15 protein-coding genes are annotated in these 19,349 nt (G+C 65.0%); 4 read left to right on the forward strand and 11 right to left on the reverse strand.

The features are described from left to right. Positions 1 to 45: 45 nt before the first annotated feature. From ligA to NKT35_RS11530, 4 genes are all read left to right on the forward strand, one after another. A complete protein-coding gene (gene ligA, locus NKT35_RS11515) occupies positions 46 to 2,454 on the forward strand; it encodes an NAD-dependent DNA ligase LigA (protein WP_254301262.1) in 2,409 nt (802 codons plus the stop codon). A gap of 11 nt (positions 2,455 to 2,465) precedes the next feature. Continuing rightward, the gene (locus NKT35_RS11520) at positions 2,466 to 3,899 is read left to right on the forward strand and encodes a tetratricopeptide repeat-containing glycosyltransferase family protein (protein ID WP_254301263.1); all 1,434 of its coding nucleotides are present in this window, start codon (positions 2,466 to 2,468) and stop codon (positions 3,897 to 3,899) included. 69 nt (positions 3,900 to 3,968) lie between these two features. Continuing rightward, complete coding sequence (galU, locus tag NKT35_RS11525) at positions 3,969 to 4,841, forward strand: UTP--glucose-1-phosphate uridylyltransferase GalU (protein ID WP_254301265.1); 873 nt, start codon at positions 3,969 to 3,971, stop codon at positions 4,839 to 4,841. A 59-nt stretch (positions 4,842 to 4,900) separates the two neighbouring features. Beyond that, positions 4,901 to 5,443 carry a hypoxanthine-guanine phosphoribosyltransferase gene (locus NKT35_RS11530; RefSeq protein ID WP_254301267.1) on the forward strand — a complete coding sequence of 181 codons (543 nt, stop codon included), beginning with the start codon at positions 4,901 to 4,903 and terminating at the stop codon, positions 5,441 to 5,443. Between the two features lie 82 nt (positions 5,444 to 5,525). Here NKT35_RS11530 and NKT35_RS11535 read toward each other — a convergent pair whose 3' ends face one another. From NKT35_RS11535 to NKT35_RS11585, 11 genes are all read right to left on the reverse strand, one after another. Further along, on the reverse strand, positions 5,526 to 6,674 hold the full coding sequence (locus NKT35_RS11535) for a response regulator transcription factor (RefSeq protein ID WP_254301268.1): 1,149 nt from the start codon (positions 6,672 to 6,674) through the stop codon (positions 5,526 to 5,528). A gap of 54 nt (positions 6,675 to 6,728) precedes the next feature. Then, complete coding sequence (locus NKT35_RS11540) at positions 6,729 to 10,103, reverse strand: PAS domain S-box protein (RefSeq protein WP_254301270.1); 3,375 nt, start codon at positions 10,101 to 10,103, stop codon at positions 6,729 to 6,731. 109 nt (positions 10,104 to 10,212) lie between these two features. Continuing rightward, positions 10,213 to 10,968: an ABC transporter ATP-binding protein gene (locus tag NKT35_RS11545; protein WP_254301272.1), complete on the reverse strand. Its 756-nt coding sequence runs from the start codon at positions 10,966 to 10,968 to the stop codon at positions 10,213 to 10,215. A gap of 1 nt (position 10,969) precedes the next feature. After that, complete coding sequence (locus NKT35_RS11550; protein ID WP_254301274.1) at positions 10,970 to 11,920, reverse strand: FecCD family ABC transporter permease; 951 nt, start codon at positions 11,918 to 11,920, stop codon at positions 10,970 to 10,972. Next, positions 11,917 to 12,708 (reverse strand): heme/hemin ABC transporter substrate-binding protein, encoded by a 792-nt coding sequence (locus tag NKT35_RS11555; protein WP_254301275.1) that lies wholly within the window; start codon positions 12,706 to 12,708, stop codon positions 11,917 to 11,919. Before NKT35_RS11555 ends, NKT35_RS11550 begins: the two co-directional genes overlap by 4 nt. Continuing rightward, positions 12,698 to 13,732: a hemin-degrading factor gene (locus NKT35_RS11560; protein ID WP_254301277.1), complete on the reverse strand. Its 1,035-nt coding sequence runs from the start codon at positions 13,730 to 13,732 to the stop codon at positions 12,698 to 12,700. The genes NKT35_RS11555 and NKT35_RS11560 overlap by 11 nt, the downstream gene beginning before the upstream one ends. Before the next feature lie 51 nt (positions 13,733 to 13,783). Then, entirely contained in the window at positions 13,784 to 15,913 is a 2,130-nt protein-coding gene (locus NKT35_RS11565) for a TonB-dependent hemoglobin/transferrin/lactoferrin family receptor (protein ID WP_254301279.1), read from the reverse strand. Positions 15,914 to 15,965: 52 nt separating this feature from the next. Next, the gene (gene hemP / locus NKT35_RS11570) at positions 15,966 to 16,124 is read right to left on the reverse strand and encodes a hemin uptake protein HemP (protein ID WP_254301281.1); all 159 of its coding nucleotides are present in this window, start codon (positions 16,122 to 16,124) and stop codon (positions 15,966 to 15,968) included. A 292-nt stretch (positions 16,125 to 16,416) separates the two neighbouring features. Further along, positions 16,417 to 17,184 carry an ABC transporter ATP-binding protein gene (locus NKT35_RS11575; protein WP_254301287.1) on the reverse strand — a complete coding sequence of 256 codons (768 nt, stop codon included), beginning with the start codon at positions 17,182 to 17,184 and terminating at the stop codon, positions 16,417 to 16,419. Next, positions 17,181 to 18,239, reverse strand: coding sequence for a FecCD family ABC transporter permease (locus NKT35_RS11580; protein WP_254301290.1), 1,059 nt, complete (start codon positions 18,237 to 18,239; stop codon positions 17,181 to 17,183). The genes NKT35_RS11575 and NKT35_RS11580 overlap by 4 nt, the downstream gene beginning before the upstream one ends. Next, entirely contained in the window at positions 18,236 to 19,342 is a 1,107-nt protein-coding gene (locus NKT35_RS11585; protein WP_254301293.1) for an ABC transporter substrate-binding protein, read from the reverse strand. The genes NKT35_RS11580 and NKT35_RS11585 overlap by 4 nt, the downstream gene beginning before the upstream one ends. Between the last annotated feature and the right edge of the window lie 7 nt (positions 19,343 to 19,349).

Raw genomic sequence — 19,349 nt, forward strand, 5'->3', positions numbered from 1 at the left:
TTATGGGGCCGGCACTGCCGGCCCTTTTGCCGTTCGAGACTGACGATGACCGCAAATGAAACCCGCGCCGCCGCGCTGCGCGAGCTATTGAACCGCTACGGCCACGAATATTACGTGTTGGACGCGCCGACGGTGCCCGATGCCGAGTACGACCGTTTGTTCCGCGAATTGCAGGCGCTGGAAGAGGCGCATCCGGAGCTGGCGACAGCGGACTCGCCGACCTCGCGTGTCGGCGGCGCGCCGTTGGCCGAGTTTGACAGCGTCACCCACGCGGTGGCCATGCTGTCCTTGTCCAACGCCTTCTCCGACATGCAGTTGGCCAATGCGGCTGAGCGGCATGCCGAATTGATCCAGTTCGATGAGCGGGTGCGCAAAGGCTTGAACGCGGCCGAGGTCGAGTATGCGACCGAGCCCAAGTTTGACGGCTTGGCCATCTCGCTGCTGTATGAAAACGGGGTGCTGGTTCGCGCCGCCACCCGCGGCGACGGGGTGGCCGGCGAGCAGGTGACGGAGAATGTGCGCACCATCCGCGCCATTCCGCTGAAACTGGACGGCGAAAATCCGCCGGCCTTGCTGGAGGTGCGCGGCGAGGTGCTGATGTTGAAGCGAGATTTCGACAAGCTGAACGCGGATCAAGCGGCGCGCGGCGACAAAACCTTCGCCAATCCGCGCAACGCCGCGGCCGGCAGCCTGCGTCAGCTCGATTCCCGCATCACCGCGCAGCGCCGGCTGTCCTTCTACGCTTACTCCATCGCCCAGGTGGAGGGCGCGGTCTGGCCGGATACGCATGCCGGCGAGATGGCCTGGTTGCAGCGGCTGGGTTTCCCGGTGGTGGAGCAAAGCCTGCGTCCCGTGGTCCTGGGCGTGGCCGGCTTGTCCGCTTATTACGAGGGCGTGTTGTCGCGCCGCGCCGGCCTGCCTTTCGAGATAGACGGCGTGGTTTACAAGGTGAATAGCCGGACGCAGCAGGACGCCTTGGGCTTCGTGTCGCGCGCGCCGCGCTGGGCCATCGCCCATAAATTCCCGGCCGAGGAGGCTTTGACCACGGTAGAAGCCATCGAGGAACAGGTGGGCCGCACCGGCGCCATCACCCCGGTGGCGAGGCTGAAGCCGGTCTTCGTCGGCGGCGTCACTGTCACTAACGCCACGCTGCACAACGAGGACGAAGTGCGGCGCAAGGATGTGCGCGTCGGCGACACCGTGATCGTGCGCCGCGCCGGCGACGTGATTCCGGAAGTGGTGTCGGTGGTGCTGGCGCAGCGGCCGATGCAGTCGGCCGCCGGCGGCGACCTGTTCAGCGCCGGCGAGGCGCCGCAATACCCGGCCTACCGCTTGCCGAGCGCCTGCCCGGTGTGCGGCAGCCATGTGGTGCGCGAAGAGGGCGAAGCCATCGCCCGCTGCTCCGGCGGCTTGTCCTGCCGCGCGCAGCGCAGCCAGGCGATCCAGCATTTCGCCGGCCGCCGCATGATGGATATCGATGGCCTGGGCGAGCGCTATATCGACAAATTGGTCGAATACGATTACGTCAAGGGCGTGGCCGACCTGTACCGGCTGAAGCTGGAAGACCTGCTTGAGATGAAACGCCGCGCCGACGAAGACGAGGGCGCGACGCCGGAGACGGTCAAGGCCGGCAAGGTGGCCAGCAAGTGGGCCGAGAATCTGATCGAAGCGATAGACGCCAGCCGCACTCCGCCCTTGGCGCGCTTGCTGTTCGCGCTGGGCATCCGCCATGTGGGCGAATCCACCGCCAAGACGCTGGCGGACTGGCTGGGCAATATGGCCTTGATCCGCCGCTGCCCGGCGGCCTTGTTCGCCGCCTTGCCCGATATCGGCGCGGTGGTGGCGGAGTCGCTGGCCGATTTCTTCGCCGAGGACAATAACGAAGCCGCGCTGGATGCCCTGCTCGCGGAAGTGAGGCCCGCCGATGAGCATGCGCCGTCTCCCAAGCTGCGCGAGCGTTTGAACGACGCGGCCTTGCTGGCGCGGCTGGCCATCCCCCGCTTGACCGAAGTGCGCAGCCAGCAGTTGGCGGCGCAGCGCAGTCTGGTCTGGCTGGCGCAGTGCGAGCGGCGCGCCTTGTTGGATCTGGAGTTGCCGGCCGAGCTGATCAACGCGCTGGCCGATTGGCTGGATCAGCCGGGTCGCCGGGCGCTTCTGGGCGGCCTCGCCGGCCTGCGCGACGCTATCCTGGCCGATCTGCCGGAGGCCATCGAAGCCGCGGCGCTGCCGCTGGAGGGCAAAACCTTGGTGTTGACCGGCACCTTGCCGACGCTGAGCCGCGACCAAGCCAAGGCGCTGATCGAAGCCGCCGGCGGCAAGGTGTCCGGCAGCGTGTCCAAGAAAACGCATTACGTGGTGGCCGGCGAAGAAGCGGGCAGCAAGCTGGTCAAGGCGCAGGAATTGGGCGTCGCCATTTTGGACGAAGCCGGCTTGCAGGCTTTGCTGGGCAATTAAGGGATAAAGCGATGGCGCTGAAGGCAAAGGGCGTGGGGGATTTCGAAGAAGGCAACCGGCGAGCGGAAGAGGGCGACTGGCTGGGCGCGATCGCCGCGTTCGATCATTGCCTGGCGCGCCAGCCCGATGATTGGCAGGCTTTGGCCAACCGCGCCAATGCCCGTTTGCGCTTGGAAGACAATGCCCGCGCGCTGGACGACTATCTTGCCGCGGCGGCGCTGAATCCGGCATCGGCCAGCATCAAGAACAATCTCGCGGTGCTGTTGAAAGATCTGGGCGAATTGGCGCTGGCGGGCGATCTGCTGTCCGAAGTATTGGCTTTGGAGCCCGCTCATCGGGATGCCTGGAGCAATCTGGGCGTGGTGCGTCAGCACCAGCTGCGTTATCAGGACGCCATCGCCTGTTTTCTCAAGGCGATCGAGCTGGGCGGCGCGACGGCGGGCTTATGCAACAATCTGGGCAATGTCTGCACCAGCGCGTTGCTGCTGGACGATGCGATTTCGGTATTGCAAGGCGGGCTGGAGATGGCGCCGGACGACGCCAATCTGCAATTCAGCTTGTCCATCGCCTTGCTGCTGGCGGGGCGCTATGCCGAAGCCTGGCCATTGTACGAGGCGCGCTGGAGATCGATTCTGCAGCCGCTGCATGCCGGGCCGCGCTGGAACGGAGAGGCTCTGGAAGAACGGACCTTGCTGTTGTGGTCCGAACAGGGCCTGGGCGACAGTTTGCAGATGGCTCGCTTTCTGCCGCGCCTCCGCGCCGAGCATCCTAGAGCGCGCATCCTGTTGGCTTGCCCTGAGACTTTTCATCGCTTGTTCTCCCAGTTCGACGGCATTGAGCTGCTGCCTGTAGAGGCCGAGCCGGCGTATGACTGCCAATTGCCTTTGATGTCTTTGCCTGGGGTCTTGCAGATCACGCTGGAGACGCTGCCGACGGCTGTTTATTTGCGGGCAGTCGAAACCCCGGCGCAGCCTTTGCCCGAAAGCAGCCGCTTGCGAGTCGGGGTGGTGTGGGAGAGCGGACGCTGGGGCGTAGGCATTGCCGATGCCTGGCGGCAGCATAAGTCGGTGCCGCCGGAAAAGTTCGCTGAACTGTGCCGAATTCCGGATGTGGATTACTTTGCCTTGCAGCCCGGGGCCTTGCCTGCTGAACTGGAAGGACTGGTATCGCAACCTTCTATCGGCGATTTTGCCGATACGGCGGCGCTGCTTGAGCAGATGGATCTGCTGATTTGCGTGGATACCGCCGTACTGCATCTGGCTGGGGCGATGGGCAAGCCGGTTTGGGCTTTGCTCAGGGCGGAGAGCGCGCCGTTTTTCCTGGCTCAGGGCGAGCGGGCGCCTTGGTATCCCGCCGTGCGTTTATGGCGCCAGCCTGTGCCTGGGAGCTGGGAGACTGTGCTGCTGGATGTGGCGAAGGCGCTGCGAAACGAGCGCGCTATTTGACCTCTGGTTCAGAAGGGCTAGAATGCGGCCCTGTTCAAACATTGAGCGTGATTTTTTTTCGGGATCGAAATGAAAAAGATTACCAAAGCCGTTTTTCCTGTCGCAGGTTTGGGAACCCGTTTCTTGCCGGCCACCAAGGCCAGCCCGAAAGAAATGCTGCCGGTGGTCGACAAGCCGCTGATCCAGTACGCGGTGGAAGAGGCGATCGCTGCCGGCATGACCGAGCTGATCTTCATCACCGGCCGCAACAAGCGCTCGATCGAGGATCATTTCGACAAGGCCTATGAGCTGGAAACCGAGCTCGAGTACAAGAATAAGCAGAAATTGCTGCAGCTGGTGCAGGAGATCATTCCGCCTTCGGTGTCTTGCATCTATATTCGGCAAACCAAGGCATTAGGCCTGGGACATGCCGTGCTGTGCGCCAAACCGGTGGTGGGCGACGAGCCGTTCGCGGTGATTCTGGCCGATGACCTGATTGAAGGCACGCCGGGCGCGATGGAGCAGATGGTGCGCGTGTTCGATGAAACCCATCTGTCGGTGTTGGGCGTCGAAACCGTGGCGCCGGAGGAGACGGCGTCTTACGGCATCGTCAAGGTTGAGGCCGACGCCAAGGGACGGCAACGGGTTTGCCATATCGTCGAGAAGCCGCGTCCGGAAGAGGCACCGTCCAATCTGGCGGTGGTGGGCCGTTACATCCTGACGCCGCGCATCTTCGACAAGCTGGTCAATACCGGCGCCGGCGCCGGCGGCGAAATTCAGCTGACCGACGGCATCGCCGCCTTGATGCGGGATGAAACCGTGCTGGCTCATCCCTTTACCGGCACCCGTTACGACTGTGGCTCCAAGCTGGGCTATTTGATGGCCACGGTCAACTATGGTTTGAAACATCATGAGGTGGCGGAGGATTTCGCCGCTTTCCTGCGCCAACTGAAGATCGACTGATCGCTTTTATCATCGCGCCGCCTATGAGGCGGCGTTCGCTTGTTTTGTAAGGAGTCAACATGCCTAATATTGCCGAAGCCCGTGGCCTGATCAATAGCTCGGATGTTCTGTTCAGCGCCGAAGAAGTCAGCGCCGCCGTTGACCGCATGGCGGTGGAAATCACTGAGAAACTGGGCGAGGAATATCCTCTGGTTCTGTCGGTGATGGGCGGCGCCGTGGTGTTCACCGGCCAACTGCTGCCGCGTCTGGCTTTCCCGCTGGACTTCGACTACGTGCATGTTTCCCGCTATGGCGACAAGACCCACGGCGGCGAACTGGTATGGAAGCAAGCGCCGAAGGAAGACGTGCGCGACCGCGTGGTGCTGGTGCTGGACGACATCCTCGACGAAGGCCACACCATGGCCGCCATCCGCGACAAGGTGATGGGCATGGGCGCCAAGGCTTTCTACAGCGGCGTGTTCGCCAACAAGCTGATCAGCAAGGAAAAGCCCATGCTGGCGGACTTCGTCGGCCTGGATGTGCCGGACCGCTATGTGTTCGGCTACGGCATGGACGTGCGCGGCGCCTGGCGCAACCTGCCGGCGATCTACGCGCTGAAGTAAGCCCGGCTGGCTGAATGATGCAACCGCGCCGTTTCTGACGGCGCGGTTTTTTATTGCGCAGCGCGTTTTGATCCAGACGCGCTCAACATTGCGATGATTGCTGCGCCAGTTCTCGCAGCCGCTGCAGCGTGTTTTTCAGCTGCCGGTCCGTGCCGACTTGCTGCAGATCCAATTGGCGGATGGCTTCGCCGAATTCGTTCACGGATTGATCGAGCTTGAATTCCTGCTCATCGGTGAGGCCGAATCCTATCGTCAGATGGCGGATTTGCTCGCAGAACAGCAGCACTCTTTCATTGATTTCGGCGTTGAAGCGGAAGTGTTGCGTTTCCAGGGCCGCCAAGGCTTCGGTCATCTCCCGGATGCTGAGCGTCAGGCCCTGCGTTTGCCTCTGCAGCAGCATCTCGTTGCGTATGCTGTGCAAGCGCCGCTCCGCCGAGTCCGCGATGATGGCCAGATGGTCGCGCAGCCGGCCCAGCTTGTCCGGATTGTCCTCCGGCATATTGTGGATCAGCAGGGTCAGGCTGGGGTAGTTGATGCAGATTCGATTCTTGAACGAGAAAATCCGCTCCATCGCCTGCATATTGTCCAGGATGGAGCTGGCCAGCGGAGAGCAGGCTTCGCCGTTCTCGTCCAGGTCCAGCACGCTGTAGTCGGGGCGGCGCAACCGGATGCTGCCGACAAGGTCATAGCCCGCGCGTATGCCTTGCAGCAGGCTGACGGCCAGCGTCTGCTCGGTGGCGCATTCCTGGCTGCGGCGCATGAACTCCAGTACGGTGCCGAGTTCGCCGGCATTGGTCATCGCATCGAAGGCGAAGCTGCGGACGGTGGCGATTTCGCTGCTCAGCTGGTGCCGGTGCTGGCGGGCGCGCTGAGCCAGCTGGATTTTATAGCGCAGCTCCTCGCCGTCTATCGGCTTTTCCAGATAATCGTCGCAGCCGGCATCCATGCCGCACAGCTTGGCCTCGTTGCCGGTGTTGGACGATAGGAACAGGATCTGCATATTGGCGTCGGCCTCGCGCAGATGCCTGCATACCGTGAAGCCATCCATGCCCGGCATCAGCACGTCGCACAAGGCCATCGATGGCGAGGGCGAGGAGTCCAGCGCCTCAAGCGCGGCCTCGCCGGATTCGAAGATCCGCAGCGGCCAGTCCGCGCCTAGCTCATCTTGGATGAACATCCGTTGCAATGGATCATCGTCGATGGCCCAGATGGTGAATTCTTGATTGTCCATGGCTATCCCCGTTTGGCGGTCAGAGTTAGTCGGCCACCGCCAGTCCTGGCGGTTTTATTCGTCGTTTTCATCTATAGCTTGTTCTGCGGGCAGCGGCTGCAGCGCTTGCTTGATCCAGACCAAGGCCTGCCCCATTTGCCCGCTGACGCGCTCGAGCAAGTCGGATAGCTCGCGCGGCGGCGTCTCATGGCAGGCTTTTTCCAGTTTGTTGGCCGCTTCGGCCAATTCGATCGCGCCTATGGTGCTGGCGCCGCCCTTCAAGGTATGCGCCAGGCGTTTCAGTTCGTCCCAGGCCTGCTGGTCCGCGAATTGGCGCATGTCGTGCAGGCCATGGCGCCAATGTTCGGCGAAATGGTCCAATAGCCGGCGGTAGCGCTCCTGGTCGCCGCGCATCCTGGCCAGCGCGCCTGAGGTGTCGAACTGACGCAAGGCCTCCATCAGCAGGATAGGCTGCGTCGACGCCGGCGGGGCCGGCGCGGGAGCGGCGGGCGAGGGCGTTTTGGCGGGGCACCAGCGCGCCAGGGTGAGCCAAAAGGTCTCCAGCTCGATGGGCTTGCTCAAATAATCGTCCATGCCTGCGGCCAATGCCTGGCTGCGGTCTTCCGGCCGCGCGCTGGCGGTCATGGCGATGATGGGCAGCCGGGCGCCGCGAGGCAGGACGCGGATGCGGCGGGTCGCTTCCAATCCATCCATGACGGGCATCTGCATGTCCATCAAGACCAGGTCGTAAGAGTGCGTGGCGACGGCGTCCAAGGCCTCGACGCCATTGACGGCCTCATCCACCTCCGCGCCGGCGTCCTGCAGCAGCTCTCTTGCGTATTGCCGATTGAAGCCGTTGTCCTCCACCAGCAGGACGCGCAGGCCGCGCAGCGAAAACTCGCTCGGTTTCAACATGCCGGGGGTTTCCAGTTGCTGGTCTGATTTTTCCAGGAGCAATTCGATGCGGAACTCCGATCCTTGGCCCACGCTGCTGTCCACGCTGATATTGCCGCGCATGGCCTCCAGCAGTTGACGGCAGATGGCCAAGCCCAGCCCGGTGCCGCCGAAGCGCCGGGTGGTGGAGGCGTCCGCCTGCATGAACTGGTTGAATAGATTGAGCTGGGTCTCGGTGTCCATGCCGATGCCGCTGTCGCGGATGATGAACTCGCAGCGAACGGCGCGGGCGGTTTCCTCCAGATTGCGCAGCTGTAGCGACACATAACCCTGCTCGGTGAATTTGACGGCATTGGACAGCAAGTTGATCAGGATCTGCTTGATCCGCAGCGCATCGCCCAAATACACGCCGCACAGGCTGTCCGGCCAATCGGAAATCAGGCGCAGGCCTTTGCGGTCGGTTTGGGACTCGATCATCGCCAGGCTCTGGCGGCAAATGTCGTCCAGCCGGAACGGGTGGATGTCCAGCGTGAACTTGCCGGAGCGGTACTTGGAGAAGTCCAGGATGTCGTTGATGATGCCGAGCAGAGACTTGGCCGCCTCCCGCACTTTTTGCAAGTAATCCAGCTGTTGCGCATCCAGCGAGGTGCTCAGCGCCAGCTCGGCGAAGCCGATGATGGCATTCATCGGGGTGCGGATTTCATGGCTCATATTGGCGATGAATTCATCTTTGAGCCGATCGGCCGAACGCGCTTCGTTCAAGGCCAGTTCCAGCTCCGTGGTGCGGGCCGCCACCAGTTGGGACAGCCTGGTCTGTTGATCGACCAGGAAGGCCTCGGCTTCCTTTTGCAGGCTGATGTCGCTGATGGTGCCGCGCACCAGCAAGGGCTGGTCGGCGTAGTCGCGTTCGATGACCGCGCCCTTGGTCAATACCCAGCAGTATTGTCCGTTTTGCCGGCGCACCCGGTAGCGGGTTTCGACGAAGGGCGCCATGTCGGACAATAGCGCTCGCAGGCTCTGGTTGCGCGAGGCGACATCATCCGGATGCACCAGCGCGTTCCACAAGCTGGTGGGGCCGTTGACCATTTCCGGCTGATAGCCGAGCAGGGCGAGCCAACTGGGCGAAAAATGGATTTCGCCGGTCAGGACATTGTATTCGTACACGCCCATGCCGGTGGACTCCAGCGCCTCGCGCCAGTGCTGTTCGTTGAGGCGCACGGCTTCGACGGCTTCAACCTGCGCGCTGATGTCGTGCTGTTCGGCGACGAAGTGCGTCAGGAGATTGTGGCTGTCGTAGATGGGCGCCAGCGACATATTGTTCCAGAACCGGGAGCCGTCGCGGCGGGTGCTGCGCATCAGCAAGGAAACCGGCTTGGCGATGGAGATGGCTTGCTCCAACAGGCGCAGCGTGGCGGGGTCGTTGTCTTCATCCTGCCAAAAGCGGCTGCTCTTGCCTTGGATGTCTTCTTTGGCGTAGCCGGTCATGCGGCAGAAGCCGTCATTGACGAAGACGGTCGGCAGTTCCGGCTTGAGGGCGTCGGCGATCAAAAAACCGGTGGACATGGATTCGATGCCGCGCAGCAAGAGGTGGACTTGCTCGTCTGCCGCATGCATGCGCGAGATGTCATGAAATACCATCAAGTTCAGCGGAGGCTCGGCCTCGTCAGGCAGCAAGGGCTGGCAATTGAGCCGCAGCCAGATGCGGTTGCCGTCCGGGCGGAGAAGCGACAGCACTTGCTTGCTTTGCCGGCCCGGCGCGAGTTGTTCGGACAAGGCGATCGGCACGCCGTCTTCGCTCTGGCATTCCTGCCATAGCTTGAAGGCGCCCAATGATTGCAACTCGGCCTCGCCCACGCCGAAAATGCGCGCCGCCGCGGGATTGAGCGCCAGCACCTTGCCTTCGCCGTCATGGATCAGCACTCCTTCCGTCAGCGCGTTGACGACGGCGCGGTAGCGCTTTTCGCTGGTTTGCAAGGCCCGCTCCATCCTGTGCTGCTCGCTTTTATCGGCGATGATGCCGACGAACTGGCGTTTGTTGTCGGCATAGAACTCGCTGGTGGCGAGGTGCAGCGGAAACAATTCCCCGTTCTTGCGTATGCCCTTGGCGTTGATTTCGAAACCGGTGGCCGTTTTTCGCCCGCTTTGCAGATAGCGCTGGATGTATTGGCCGTGTTGGCTGCGATAGGGCTCCGGCATCAGCATGGTGATCGATTGGCCGAAGGTCTCCGCGGCGCTGTAACCGAACATCCTTTCCGCCGCGCGATTGAACAGGCCGATGCTGCCCGCCTCGTCTATGGTGATGAAAGCTTCGGCGGCGTTGTCGATGATGCTGGAAAGATAAGCTTGCTGTTGTTTCAGCTGTTTGACCTGCTGCCGCTGCCGATATAGCCGCCACACGGTGGTGGCCAGCGTGGCCAGCAGGGTGGCCAGCACGGCCAGCTGCAAACTGGTGGACACCTGGCTGGGCGTGGGATTCGCCACAAAAAGCAGGGCCAGGACCAGAGTGAGCGACAAGACGGCCGGCAGCAGCCAGTTGAACAAAGACTGTTTGGTCAAAACGCCCTCCCGTCAGGCGATCCGATATGAGCTTAAGTTAGTTGTAGTCCTTGGCCGGGAGAGCAGTAGGGGGATTTCAGGGAGGAGCAGGGACGGAGCGCAGAGGCGGTCAGGCCGCTTCCGCTTGGCGCTCCGGCAGGCGCAGCGGCCATCGATACACTTTTTCCAGTCTTTCCGGCGTCAGCGTAAGGCGGGGCTGGCCGCAGGCGACGAGCCGGCCTTGCTCCAGCAAGACGGCTTGGTCGGCGTATTCGGCTGCCAGCGCCAGGTCATGCAAGACCTGCACCACGGTTTTGCCTTGGGCCGCCAGCTCGCGCAGTAGCAATTGCAGCTGGTGTTGATGGCGGGGGTCCAGATGGTTGGTCGGCTCATCCAGCAGGATCACCGGCGTTTGCTGCGCCAGCGCGCGGGCGATGGCGGCGCGCTGTTTCTCGCCGCCGGAAAGCTGCTCCAGCCGCGAGCGGGCGTGGCGGTCCATCTCAACAGTGGCCAAGGCCGCGGCGTCGCGGTCGCGCGGCGATGGGCGGGTGAAGGCGCCGAGGAAGGGCATGCGGCCCAGCGCGACGAACTCCTCCACCGTCAGCGGGATGCCGGCTGGCAGATGCTGCGGCACCCAGGCGATGCGGCGGGCGCGCTGCAGCGCGTCCATGCGGCACACGCACTGGCCGTTCAGCCGCACCGCGCCGGCGCTGGGAATCGCCAGCCCGGCCAGCAAGCGCAGCAGCGTGGTCTTGCCTGCGCCGTTAGGCCCCAGCAGCGCGCTGACCTGGCCGGCCGGCAAATCCAGCTGGATATCGCTGAGCAAGGCGCGGCCGGAGACCGCGTAGTCCAGTCCGCGGACTTTCAGGCTGTGGTTGTCAGTCATGTCATGCGCTCCCTTGTTGGCGGCGGAACAGCCAGATGAAAAACGGCGGACCGGCGAAGGCGGCCAGCAGGCCCACCGGCAGGTCCAGCGGCCAGGCGATATTGCGGGCCAGGGTGTCGATGGCCAGCAGAAACAGCGCGCCGGCCCAAGCGGACAGCAAGATCAGCCTGCGGCGGCAGCCGCCGGCCAGCAGGGCCAGGGCGTTCGGTATCAGCATGCCGACGAAGCCAATCACGCCGGACAAGGCCACCGCTCCGCCGGTAGCCAGCGCCGCGCCGACGGCGGCCAGCCGGCGGGTGCGGCGGGTGTCTATGCCCAGAGAGCGGGCGGTTTCCTCGCCCAGCATCAGCGCGTCCAGATCGCGGCCTATGCCCAGCAACAGCATAATGCCCAGCAATGCGGCGGCTAGGCAGGGCCACAGCCGGCCGGGCAGGGCGGAGCCCAGGTTGCCGGCCAGCCAGCTGCTGGCCGAGCGCAGCGTCAAGTCGTCGGACATGAACAGAATCAGCCCGGACAGCGCGCCGCAAAACGCGCCCACCACCAGGCCCATCAGCAACAGTCCGGCCAGGCCGCCCTTGGCCAGCCGGGCCAGCGCCAGAATCAGCCAGGTGGCGACCAGGCCGCCGCCAAAGGCCGCCACCGGCAGCGACAGGCCGGGCAAGCCCAAGGCCAGCACGGCGATGACCGCCAGCGCCGCCCCGCCTGAGGTGCCGATCAAACCGGGATCGGCCAGCGGATTGCGGAACAGCGCCTGCAGCGCCGCGCCGCTGGCCGCCAAGGCCGCGCCCACGGTCAGCGCGGCGGCGACGCGCGGCAGCCGCAACTCGCTGACCAGCGGATCGCTCCAATCCGGCCAGCTCAGGTGGCCGGCGGAGCTGGACAGCGCCAATAAGGGCAGCGCCAGGCTCAAGGCGGCGAGGGAGGGCAGCAGCAGACGGTGCGCCGCGCTCACATCTTCACCATCTGCTCGACCACGGCGGGGCTGCCCAGGCCCACCAGCATGGCCTGCTTGGGCGGCATCAGATAGATGCGGCCTTGCTTGCCGGCCGGCGTGGCGGCGATTTCCGGCCGTTTGGCGAAGGCGTCCTTGCCGCCGTAGACTGCGGCAGTGTGGCTGCCGAGGATGATCACGTCCGGCTTCAGCGCCTGCCAGGCTTCGCGGGTGAGCGGCTTGAAGCCGTTGAGCCCGGCCGCGGCGTTGACGCCGCCGGCGGCGCGGATCAGCGTGTCCGGCGCCGTTTCGGCACCTGCCGCCAGGCTGCCGTCATAGCTCACCAGATAGCGCACCGGCCGGGCGGGCCGCAGGCGCATGCCTTGTTTCCAGTCGGCGGCCAGTTTGGCGGCGGCGGCGTCGCGGCCTAGCAGCTGCCCAACCTTGACGATGGCCTCGGCGAAATCGCGGCCGTCCTCGCGGGCGCTCACCTCTTCGGCGCGCAGCTTCAACTGCTTGAGTTGCGGCCAAAGCGTGGGCGGTTGCGCGGCGGCGCTGCCCAGCACCAGCGTCGGCTTCAGCTTGGCGATGGTTTCGGCGTTCAGGGCGCGGGAGAAACCCACCACCTGCGCCTTGGCCAGCGCGGCTTCCTGGCTGCTGCGGTCGCGGCCCACCACTTCGCCGGCCGCGCCCAGCGCCACCACGATTTCGGCGATGTCCGGCGTCACCACCACCAGCCGCTCCGCCGCCTGGCCAGGCAGGGCGAAGGCGGCCAGCAGCAGGCCGGCGATCCAGGGCTTACGCGACATCGGCTTGCTCCAGCGGCGGCAGTTCGCCCAGCAGTTTCACCCATTCCGCGCGCTCGTGGCGGCCGGGCTTGCGTTCGCCGAAGAAGGTGGCCAGCGATTCGCCCGCCTCGTCGAACAGCTCCAGCGAGGTCACCACGCCGTGGTCGCCCGGCTTGCGGGTGATCCAGGCTTCGGCGATCAGGTCGGCGCGCAGGTGCAGATTGAAGTTTTCGTCCAGCACATTGAGCCAGTCGCCGACTACCTGCACATTGCGGATGACGCCGGTGTGGATCTGGATCATACCCTTATTGCCGGCAAACACCATGATGGGCGTCTCGGTGGCGGCGGCGCGGCGCAGCAGCTGCTCCACCGCGTCTTCGCGCACCCGCCAGGCGTGGCCATCGGGGGCCAGGCGGAAACCCTGGCGGCGCGATACCTGCCAGCGGCGCAGGAAGGGATGGAAGTCGTGCACGTCTTTCAGCTGCAGCCATTCGGCGCGGAAAGCGGCCTGGTCGATGGCCTCGTCCGGCTGATCCGCCGCCGCCGCGTCTTGCGGTTCCGGCGCGATGTCCGCTGCCGGCGCGGCGAAGCGCGCTACCAGCGCGTCGAAGGCGAAGACATCGCTGTGCTCTGTCAGATACACCTTGTGCACCGCCTCGCCGTGGCGGTCGAAGAATTGCAGGCTGCGCTGGACGCCGTGCGGCGTTTCGGCGCGGACGGCGAAGCCATGGCGCCAGTTGAACAGGAAGATGCGCAGGTCGATGACCGGGTTGATCGCCAGTCCCACTTTGCCGTTGAACTCGACATTGGCGTAATCGCCCTTGGTTTCATGAACGCAGGCGTGGTTGCGGGTCAGCGCCATCACCCGGCCCAAACCCTCCAACGCGGCCAGGATGTCCGGCCATTGGGGGGCGAGCGGGGTGGCGGCCGGATCGGCGGCCACCAGTTCGCATTCGCTGACCTTCAAGGCCTGGGCGGCGTCGCGCGCGCGAAGGCGCGGTTGGCTGGCTTTCAGGGTTTGATAGCGTTCCCATAGCTGGCTCATTGATATCTCCTGTGCGAGCGGGCGGCCTGGCCGCCCGCGGGTATGAAGGGTTTAGAACTGGTATTCGACGCTGGCGCTGACGTTGCGGCCCGGCTGGGTGTATTGGTCAATCGGATCGCGGCTGGCGACATTGCGGACGTCGGCGTCTTTCCAATATTTCTTGTCGAGCAGGTTGAACACCCCGGCGCGGACTACCATCTGCTTAGCCGGTTTCCAGTAAGCGGTCAGATCCAGCGTGGCGTAGCCCGGCGCGCCGAATTCGCTGGCCTTGTCGACTTTCTTGGCGGCGACGGCGCGGACCAGGGCTTCGCCGCCGAAGCGGTCAGCGTCGTAGCGCAGGCCCCAGACCGAGGTGAAAGGCGCGACTTCGCGCAGATGGGCGCCATCCTGCAGATTGCGCCCATGGGCATAGGCCAGCGAGGCGCTGGCGCTCCAGCCCGGCGCGAAGCGCCAGCTGGCCTTGGCCTCGGCACCTTTGATGTCGGCGCGGCCGATATTCTGATACTGAGTGGTCATCAGGCCGTTGACCGGCGCCAGCGTCACCAGCGAGATGAAGTCGCGGTAGCGGTTGTAGAAGGTTGTCGCGGCGAGGTCGAAGCTGTCCCATTTGCCCTTCAGCCCCAGCTCTACGCCGCGGCTGGTTTCCGATTTCAGATTGGGATTGGCCAGCACCTGGTAGGACGCGTATTGGCTGCGGTTGACGAAGACCATATTGGCCTGGTCGAACGGCGGCGCGCGGAAGCCGGAGCTCAGTTGGGCAAAGGCGGTGTAGTTGGCTGCGAAGGGCAGGCTGATACCCAACTTCGGCGAGAAGGCCTGATCGCTGAAGGAGGGGACATTCTGCGGATTGGGATTGTTCAGCAGATAAGCCGCGTCCATTTGCGGGTTCATTTTGTAATGGTCCCAGCGCAGCGCCGGCGACACCACCACGCCATTGGCGAACTTGATGTCGTCGCTGACGAATACGCCCAGGCGGTCGGAGCGGCTGTCCGGGAACAGCTTGCTCGGATAGCCCGGCATCAGCGTGGCCGAGTTGTTGGCCGATACGGCGTATTTGCTGCGCGGCCGCGAGGTGTCGCTGCCGCTGATGTCGGCGCCCCACAGCAATTGATGTTGCGCCCCCCAGGCTTGGAAACTTTGCGCAGTATCCAGGCTCAGGCCTACGGTTTTCTGTTCGAAACCGTAGTCGTTCCAGGTGCGGCGGCCATTGGCGACGCCGCTGACGTCCTGGTCGCTGTTTTCCAGCTGTTGGCCGTAAATCTTGACGGTCAGCTCATCCAGCGGGCCGAGCTGCTTCTCTTTCCAGGCCAGGACGCCGCGCGTGCGCTTGGTGTGGTCTTGCGCTTGATTGAACGGCGAACGGGGCGTGGCCTGATTCAGCAGGTCGGTGTCCACCGAGCGTTGATATTGCTCCAGCGTCAGTTCCAGTCGGCGGTTGGCGCCGGCGTTGGCGCCGAACTTGGCCAGGATATTGTCGCTGTAACCGTTCTTGGGGTTGGCTTGGGTGCGGTTGGGACCGATAGCGCCGTTTTCGCCCTGATTTTCCAAAGCATGCGTATTGCGATGGGTGTAGTGCAGCAGCACATCGCCGCGTTCCGATTTGGCGGCGAAAGCGCCGGCCGCGCCCCAGCTGTTATCCGCTGTCGAGCCGAATGTTTTGACGCTGCCGCCCAGGCCTTGCTCCTCCGGAACAAAGTCGTCCGCCGCCAGCGTGCGATAGCCGATGACGCCGCCGATGGCGTCCGAGCCGTACAGGCTGGAGGTGGGGCCTTTGACGATGTCGATGGCGCGCAGCGTTTCCAGCTCGACGAAATCGCGGCCGGATTCGTAGATGCCCTGGCGGCCGCTATACCCTTCCGGCAGCCGCACGCCGTCGATCAGCATTAGGATGCGGTTGCCGTCTATGCCGCGTATGGTCCAGCCGGCGTTGCCGCGGCGGGCCGGATCGGCGGCGACGTCCACGCCCGGTTCGTACTTGGCGGCGTCGGAGATGTCGCGGATCAGCCTGTCGTCCAGCTTGTGGCGCGAGATCACGCTGGCGTTGGGCGCGGTTTCGGCCAGCGGCTTTTCCGTGCGATGGGCGGTGACCTGCACGGTCTCCATTTGCGGGACGCTGTCGGCGAAAGCGGGCCAGGCTGCCGCCAGGCTCAAAACGATGGGGGTGGCACGGAACAGGGCCATGGAATCTCCATTATTGTCTGCCGCTGGCGGGCTTGAGGCCGGCCGCGGTTTGTTATTTGATCAGTATCAGTTTGTCGTTGCGGGTGAGCTGCAGGCGGTAGATCTCGCCCTTGTGCTCGATCCGCACCTCCCGCCCGGCGGCGAACAGCTGGCGGCTGTCCAGTTGCGGCGTCGGCGCCGGGGCGGGGCGGGGAGGGTTTTGCGTGTTCATTATTAAATGATAACCATTATCATTCTCATGATCAAGACTGTGATAAGGCAAAGCGCAGGGGCGGTGTCGGGACGGACGCGCGCTGAATCTTCGGCTGCGCGTTTGCATCCTTCAGCCAAGCCAAGGCCTGGCGCGCTCATGGGCGCCGCGCCTCGCGCGGACAGATTAAGGAAGATGAGGGGATATCGAGCGGCATCTGCCGCCGTCGCCGGGCGTCGTGTTTGCTTTGAATGGCGGCGCGGGATGGGGAGGGGGTCAGGGCTAAGCTTGGGACGCCTAGCCCTGTCTCGGCTTAGACGGCGCGCAGGCCGTCCACCAGCACATGCGGGCGGCCCAGGCTGCAGCGCTCCACCCGCGCTTCCACGCCGTAGACGGCAGCCAGGCTGGCTTGATCTACCACCTGCTCCGGCTGGCCGTTGGCCAGCAGCGCGCCATCCTGCAGCAGCAAGGCGCGCTGGCAGTGCCTGAGGGCGGCGTTCAGATCATGCAGCACGATGACGGTGATCATGCCGCGGCGGGCGGTTTCCTCGCGCAGCAGCGCCATCACGTGGAACTGATGATTCAGGTCCAGCGCCGACAAGGGCTCGTCCAGCAGCAGCACTTGCGGCTCGCGGATCAAGGCCTGGGCGACGCCGGCCAGCTGTCTTTGGCCGCCGGAGAGCTGATCCAGCCGGCGCATCGCCAGCGCTCCTATGCCCAGGCTGTCCAGCAAGGCAAAAGCCGCGCGCTCGTCCGGCGCTTTGCCTGAGGCCGATCCGCCAGCGCGGCCGGCCACCAGCACCGATTCCAGCACCGACAGCGGAATGGCGGGCGGCAGCGCTTGCGGCAGATAGGCGACGCGCGGATCGCGCCGCGCCAGCGGCTGGCCATCCAGCAGCATGTCGCCGCTGGCCGCCTGCAAACCGGCTAGCGCGCGCAGCAGGGTGGATTTGCCGCTGCCGTTGGGGCCGAGCAGCGCGGCCATTTCGCCGGCGCGCAAGGCCGGCGCGTCCAGGCCGCGCAGCACCTGGCGGCGGCCATAAGAAACCGAAAGACGGCGGATGGACAGGACTGGGCTCATGGGCGGCCTCCGTTGCGCAGCACGATGGCGATGAAGAAGGGAATGCCGACCAGCGAGGTGACGATGCCCACCGGCACGATGGCGCCCGCGCTGAGGTGCTTGCCGGCGCAAGACGCCAGCGACAGGATGGCGGCGCCGGTCAGGGCGCTGGCCGGCAGGTAAAAGCGGTGGTCCTCTCCGGCCAGGCGGCGGGCGATGTGCGGCGCGATCAGGCCGATGAAGCCTATGGTGCCGACAAAGGCCACCGCCATGGAGGTGAGCAGGCTGGCGCGCAACAAGGCGCCCAGGCGCAGCCGGCGCACATCCACGCCGAAGCTGGCGGCGCGGTCTTCGCCCAGCCGCAAGGCGGTGAGCTGCCAGGCGCGGGCCAGCGACCAGGGCAGCACCAGGGCGAAGGCGGCGAAGGTGAGGCCGATCTGCGGCCAGGTGGCGCGGCTCAGGCTGCCCATCAGCCAGAACACCAGGTCTTGCAGCGACTCGGCGGTGGAAATGAATTGCAGCAGCGACACCAGCGCGTTGAAGCTGAAGAACAGCGCGATGCCGAACATCACCACGCCGTTGGCCGACATGCGGCCGGCGCGGGACACCAGGTCCAGCAGCAGGGCCGAGCTCAGCGCGAAGACGAAGGCGTTGACCGGCAGCATCCACTCGGCGGGCAGGCCGGGCAGGCTGAGCTTGAGGATCAGCGCCAGCGCCGCGCCCAGCGCCGCGGCCGGCTGCAGGCCCAGCGTGAACGGATCGGCCAGCGGGTTGTGCAGCACGGTCTGCATTTCCGCGCCGGCCAGGCCCAGCGCCAGACCGGCGGCGACGGCGATCAGCGCGGCGGGCAGGCGGATCTGCCAGACGATGACGGCGGTGGCGGGGTCGGCGGTGTCCGGCTGGCGCAGCGTTTGCCACAGCGTTTCCAGGCTGAGCCCGCTGGCGCCGGTGGTGATGTCGAGCAAAGCGCCGGCGGCCAGGATCAGCGACAGGACGAGCAGAACCAGCCATTTGCGCCGCAGCTGGCGGCGATGGTCGGCGGCGACTTGCTGGTAGGATAAGGCGGCCGCGGTCATGGCTTGCCCTTCACCCAGTACACGCCTTGGGGCTCGATGGCCAGGAAGTCGCGGTGCAGTTGCTTCCAGCTGGCCTCGGGGTCGAGCTTGGCGAAGGTTTGCGGTTGCAGCGTCTTGGCGAAGGCTTCCAGCAGCACGATGTGATAGGGCGTGTTGTAGAAATGGTGCCAAGCGCCCAGCGTGCGGCCTTGCCGCACCGCCTTGAGCGCGCCGACTGGGCTGCGCGCGGCGGCTTTCAGCAAGGAAGCGCGCGCCTGGGCCGGCGAGACCGCCGGGCCGAACTGGATGCCGGCGGCGGCGCCCGGTTCGGCGCTGCCGGTGCCGATATACCAGTCCGGCTGCAGCGCCAGCACTTTCTCCATATTGATTTCGCCCAGCGGCGTCGGCAGCAGCGCGTCGCCGATGTTCACGCCGCCGGCGGCGTCCACCAGTTCGCCCAGGCTGCCCTTGCCGGCGCTGGCCACATGCGGGAACGCGCCGGCGCGCAGGTCGAGAAACACCTTGGGTTTCTGAGCGGCGGGAATGGCGCGGCTGGCCTGGCGGATGGCGTCCAGCCTGGTTTGGTAAAAGCGGATGAAGCGCTCGGCCTCGGCTTCGCGTTGCAGCGCCTTGCCCATGATGCGCAGGCTGGGGATGGTGTGCTCCAGCGGCGCGTCGCGGAAATCGACGAACACCACCGGCACCTTGGCCGCCTGCAATTGCTTGACGATGGGGTTGGACACGCCGGGGCCGTGGCCGGACAGGCTGAAGATGGCGATGTCGGGGCGCAGCGTCAGCACTTTTTCGGCATTGACCGAGCTTTCGCTGGTGTTGCCTATCAGCGGGATGCGGTCGATTTCCGGAAAGCGCTTTTTGTATTGGGCGTAGGTTTGCGGGTCCAGCTGGCGGAAGTCGCCTTGCCAGCCGGCCAGCCGCGCCTGCGGGGCTTTGCCCTCCAGCAGCGCCAGCGAGTAGAACAAGCGGCCTTCGCCCAGCAGGATGCGCTGGACCTTGGCCGGCGTCTCCACTTTGCGGCCGGCGATGTCGGTGATGACGGCGGCGCGGGCGGAAAAAGCGCATGCGGCGATAGCGAGCGCGAGCAGGGCGCGGATCAGCGTTTTCATCTTGGCT

This window comes from Chromobacterium sp. IIBBL 290-4 (assembly GCF_024207115.1).
Lineage (GTDB): Bacteria > Pseudomonadota > Gammaproteobacteria > Burkholderiales > Chromobacteriaceae > Chromobacterium.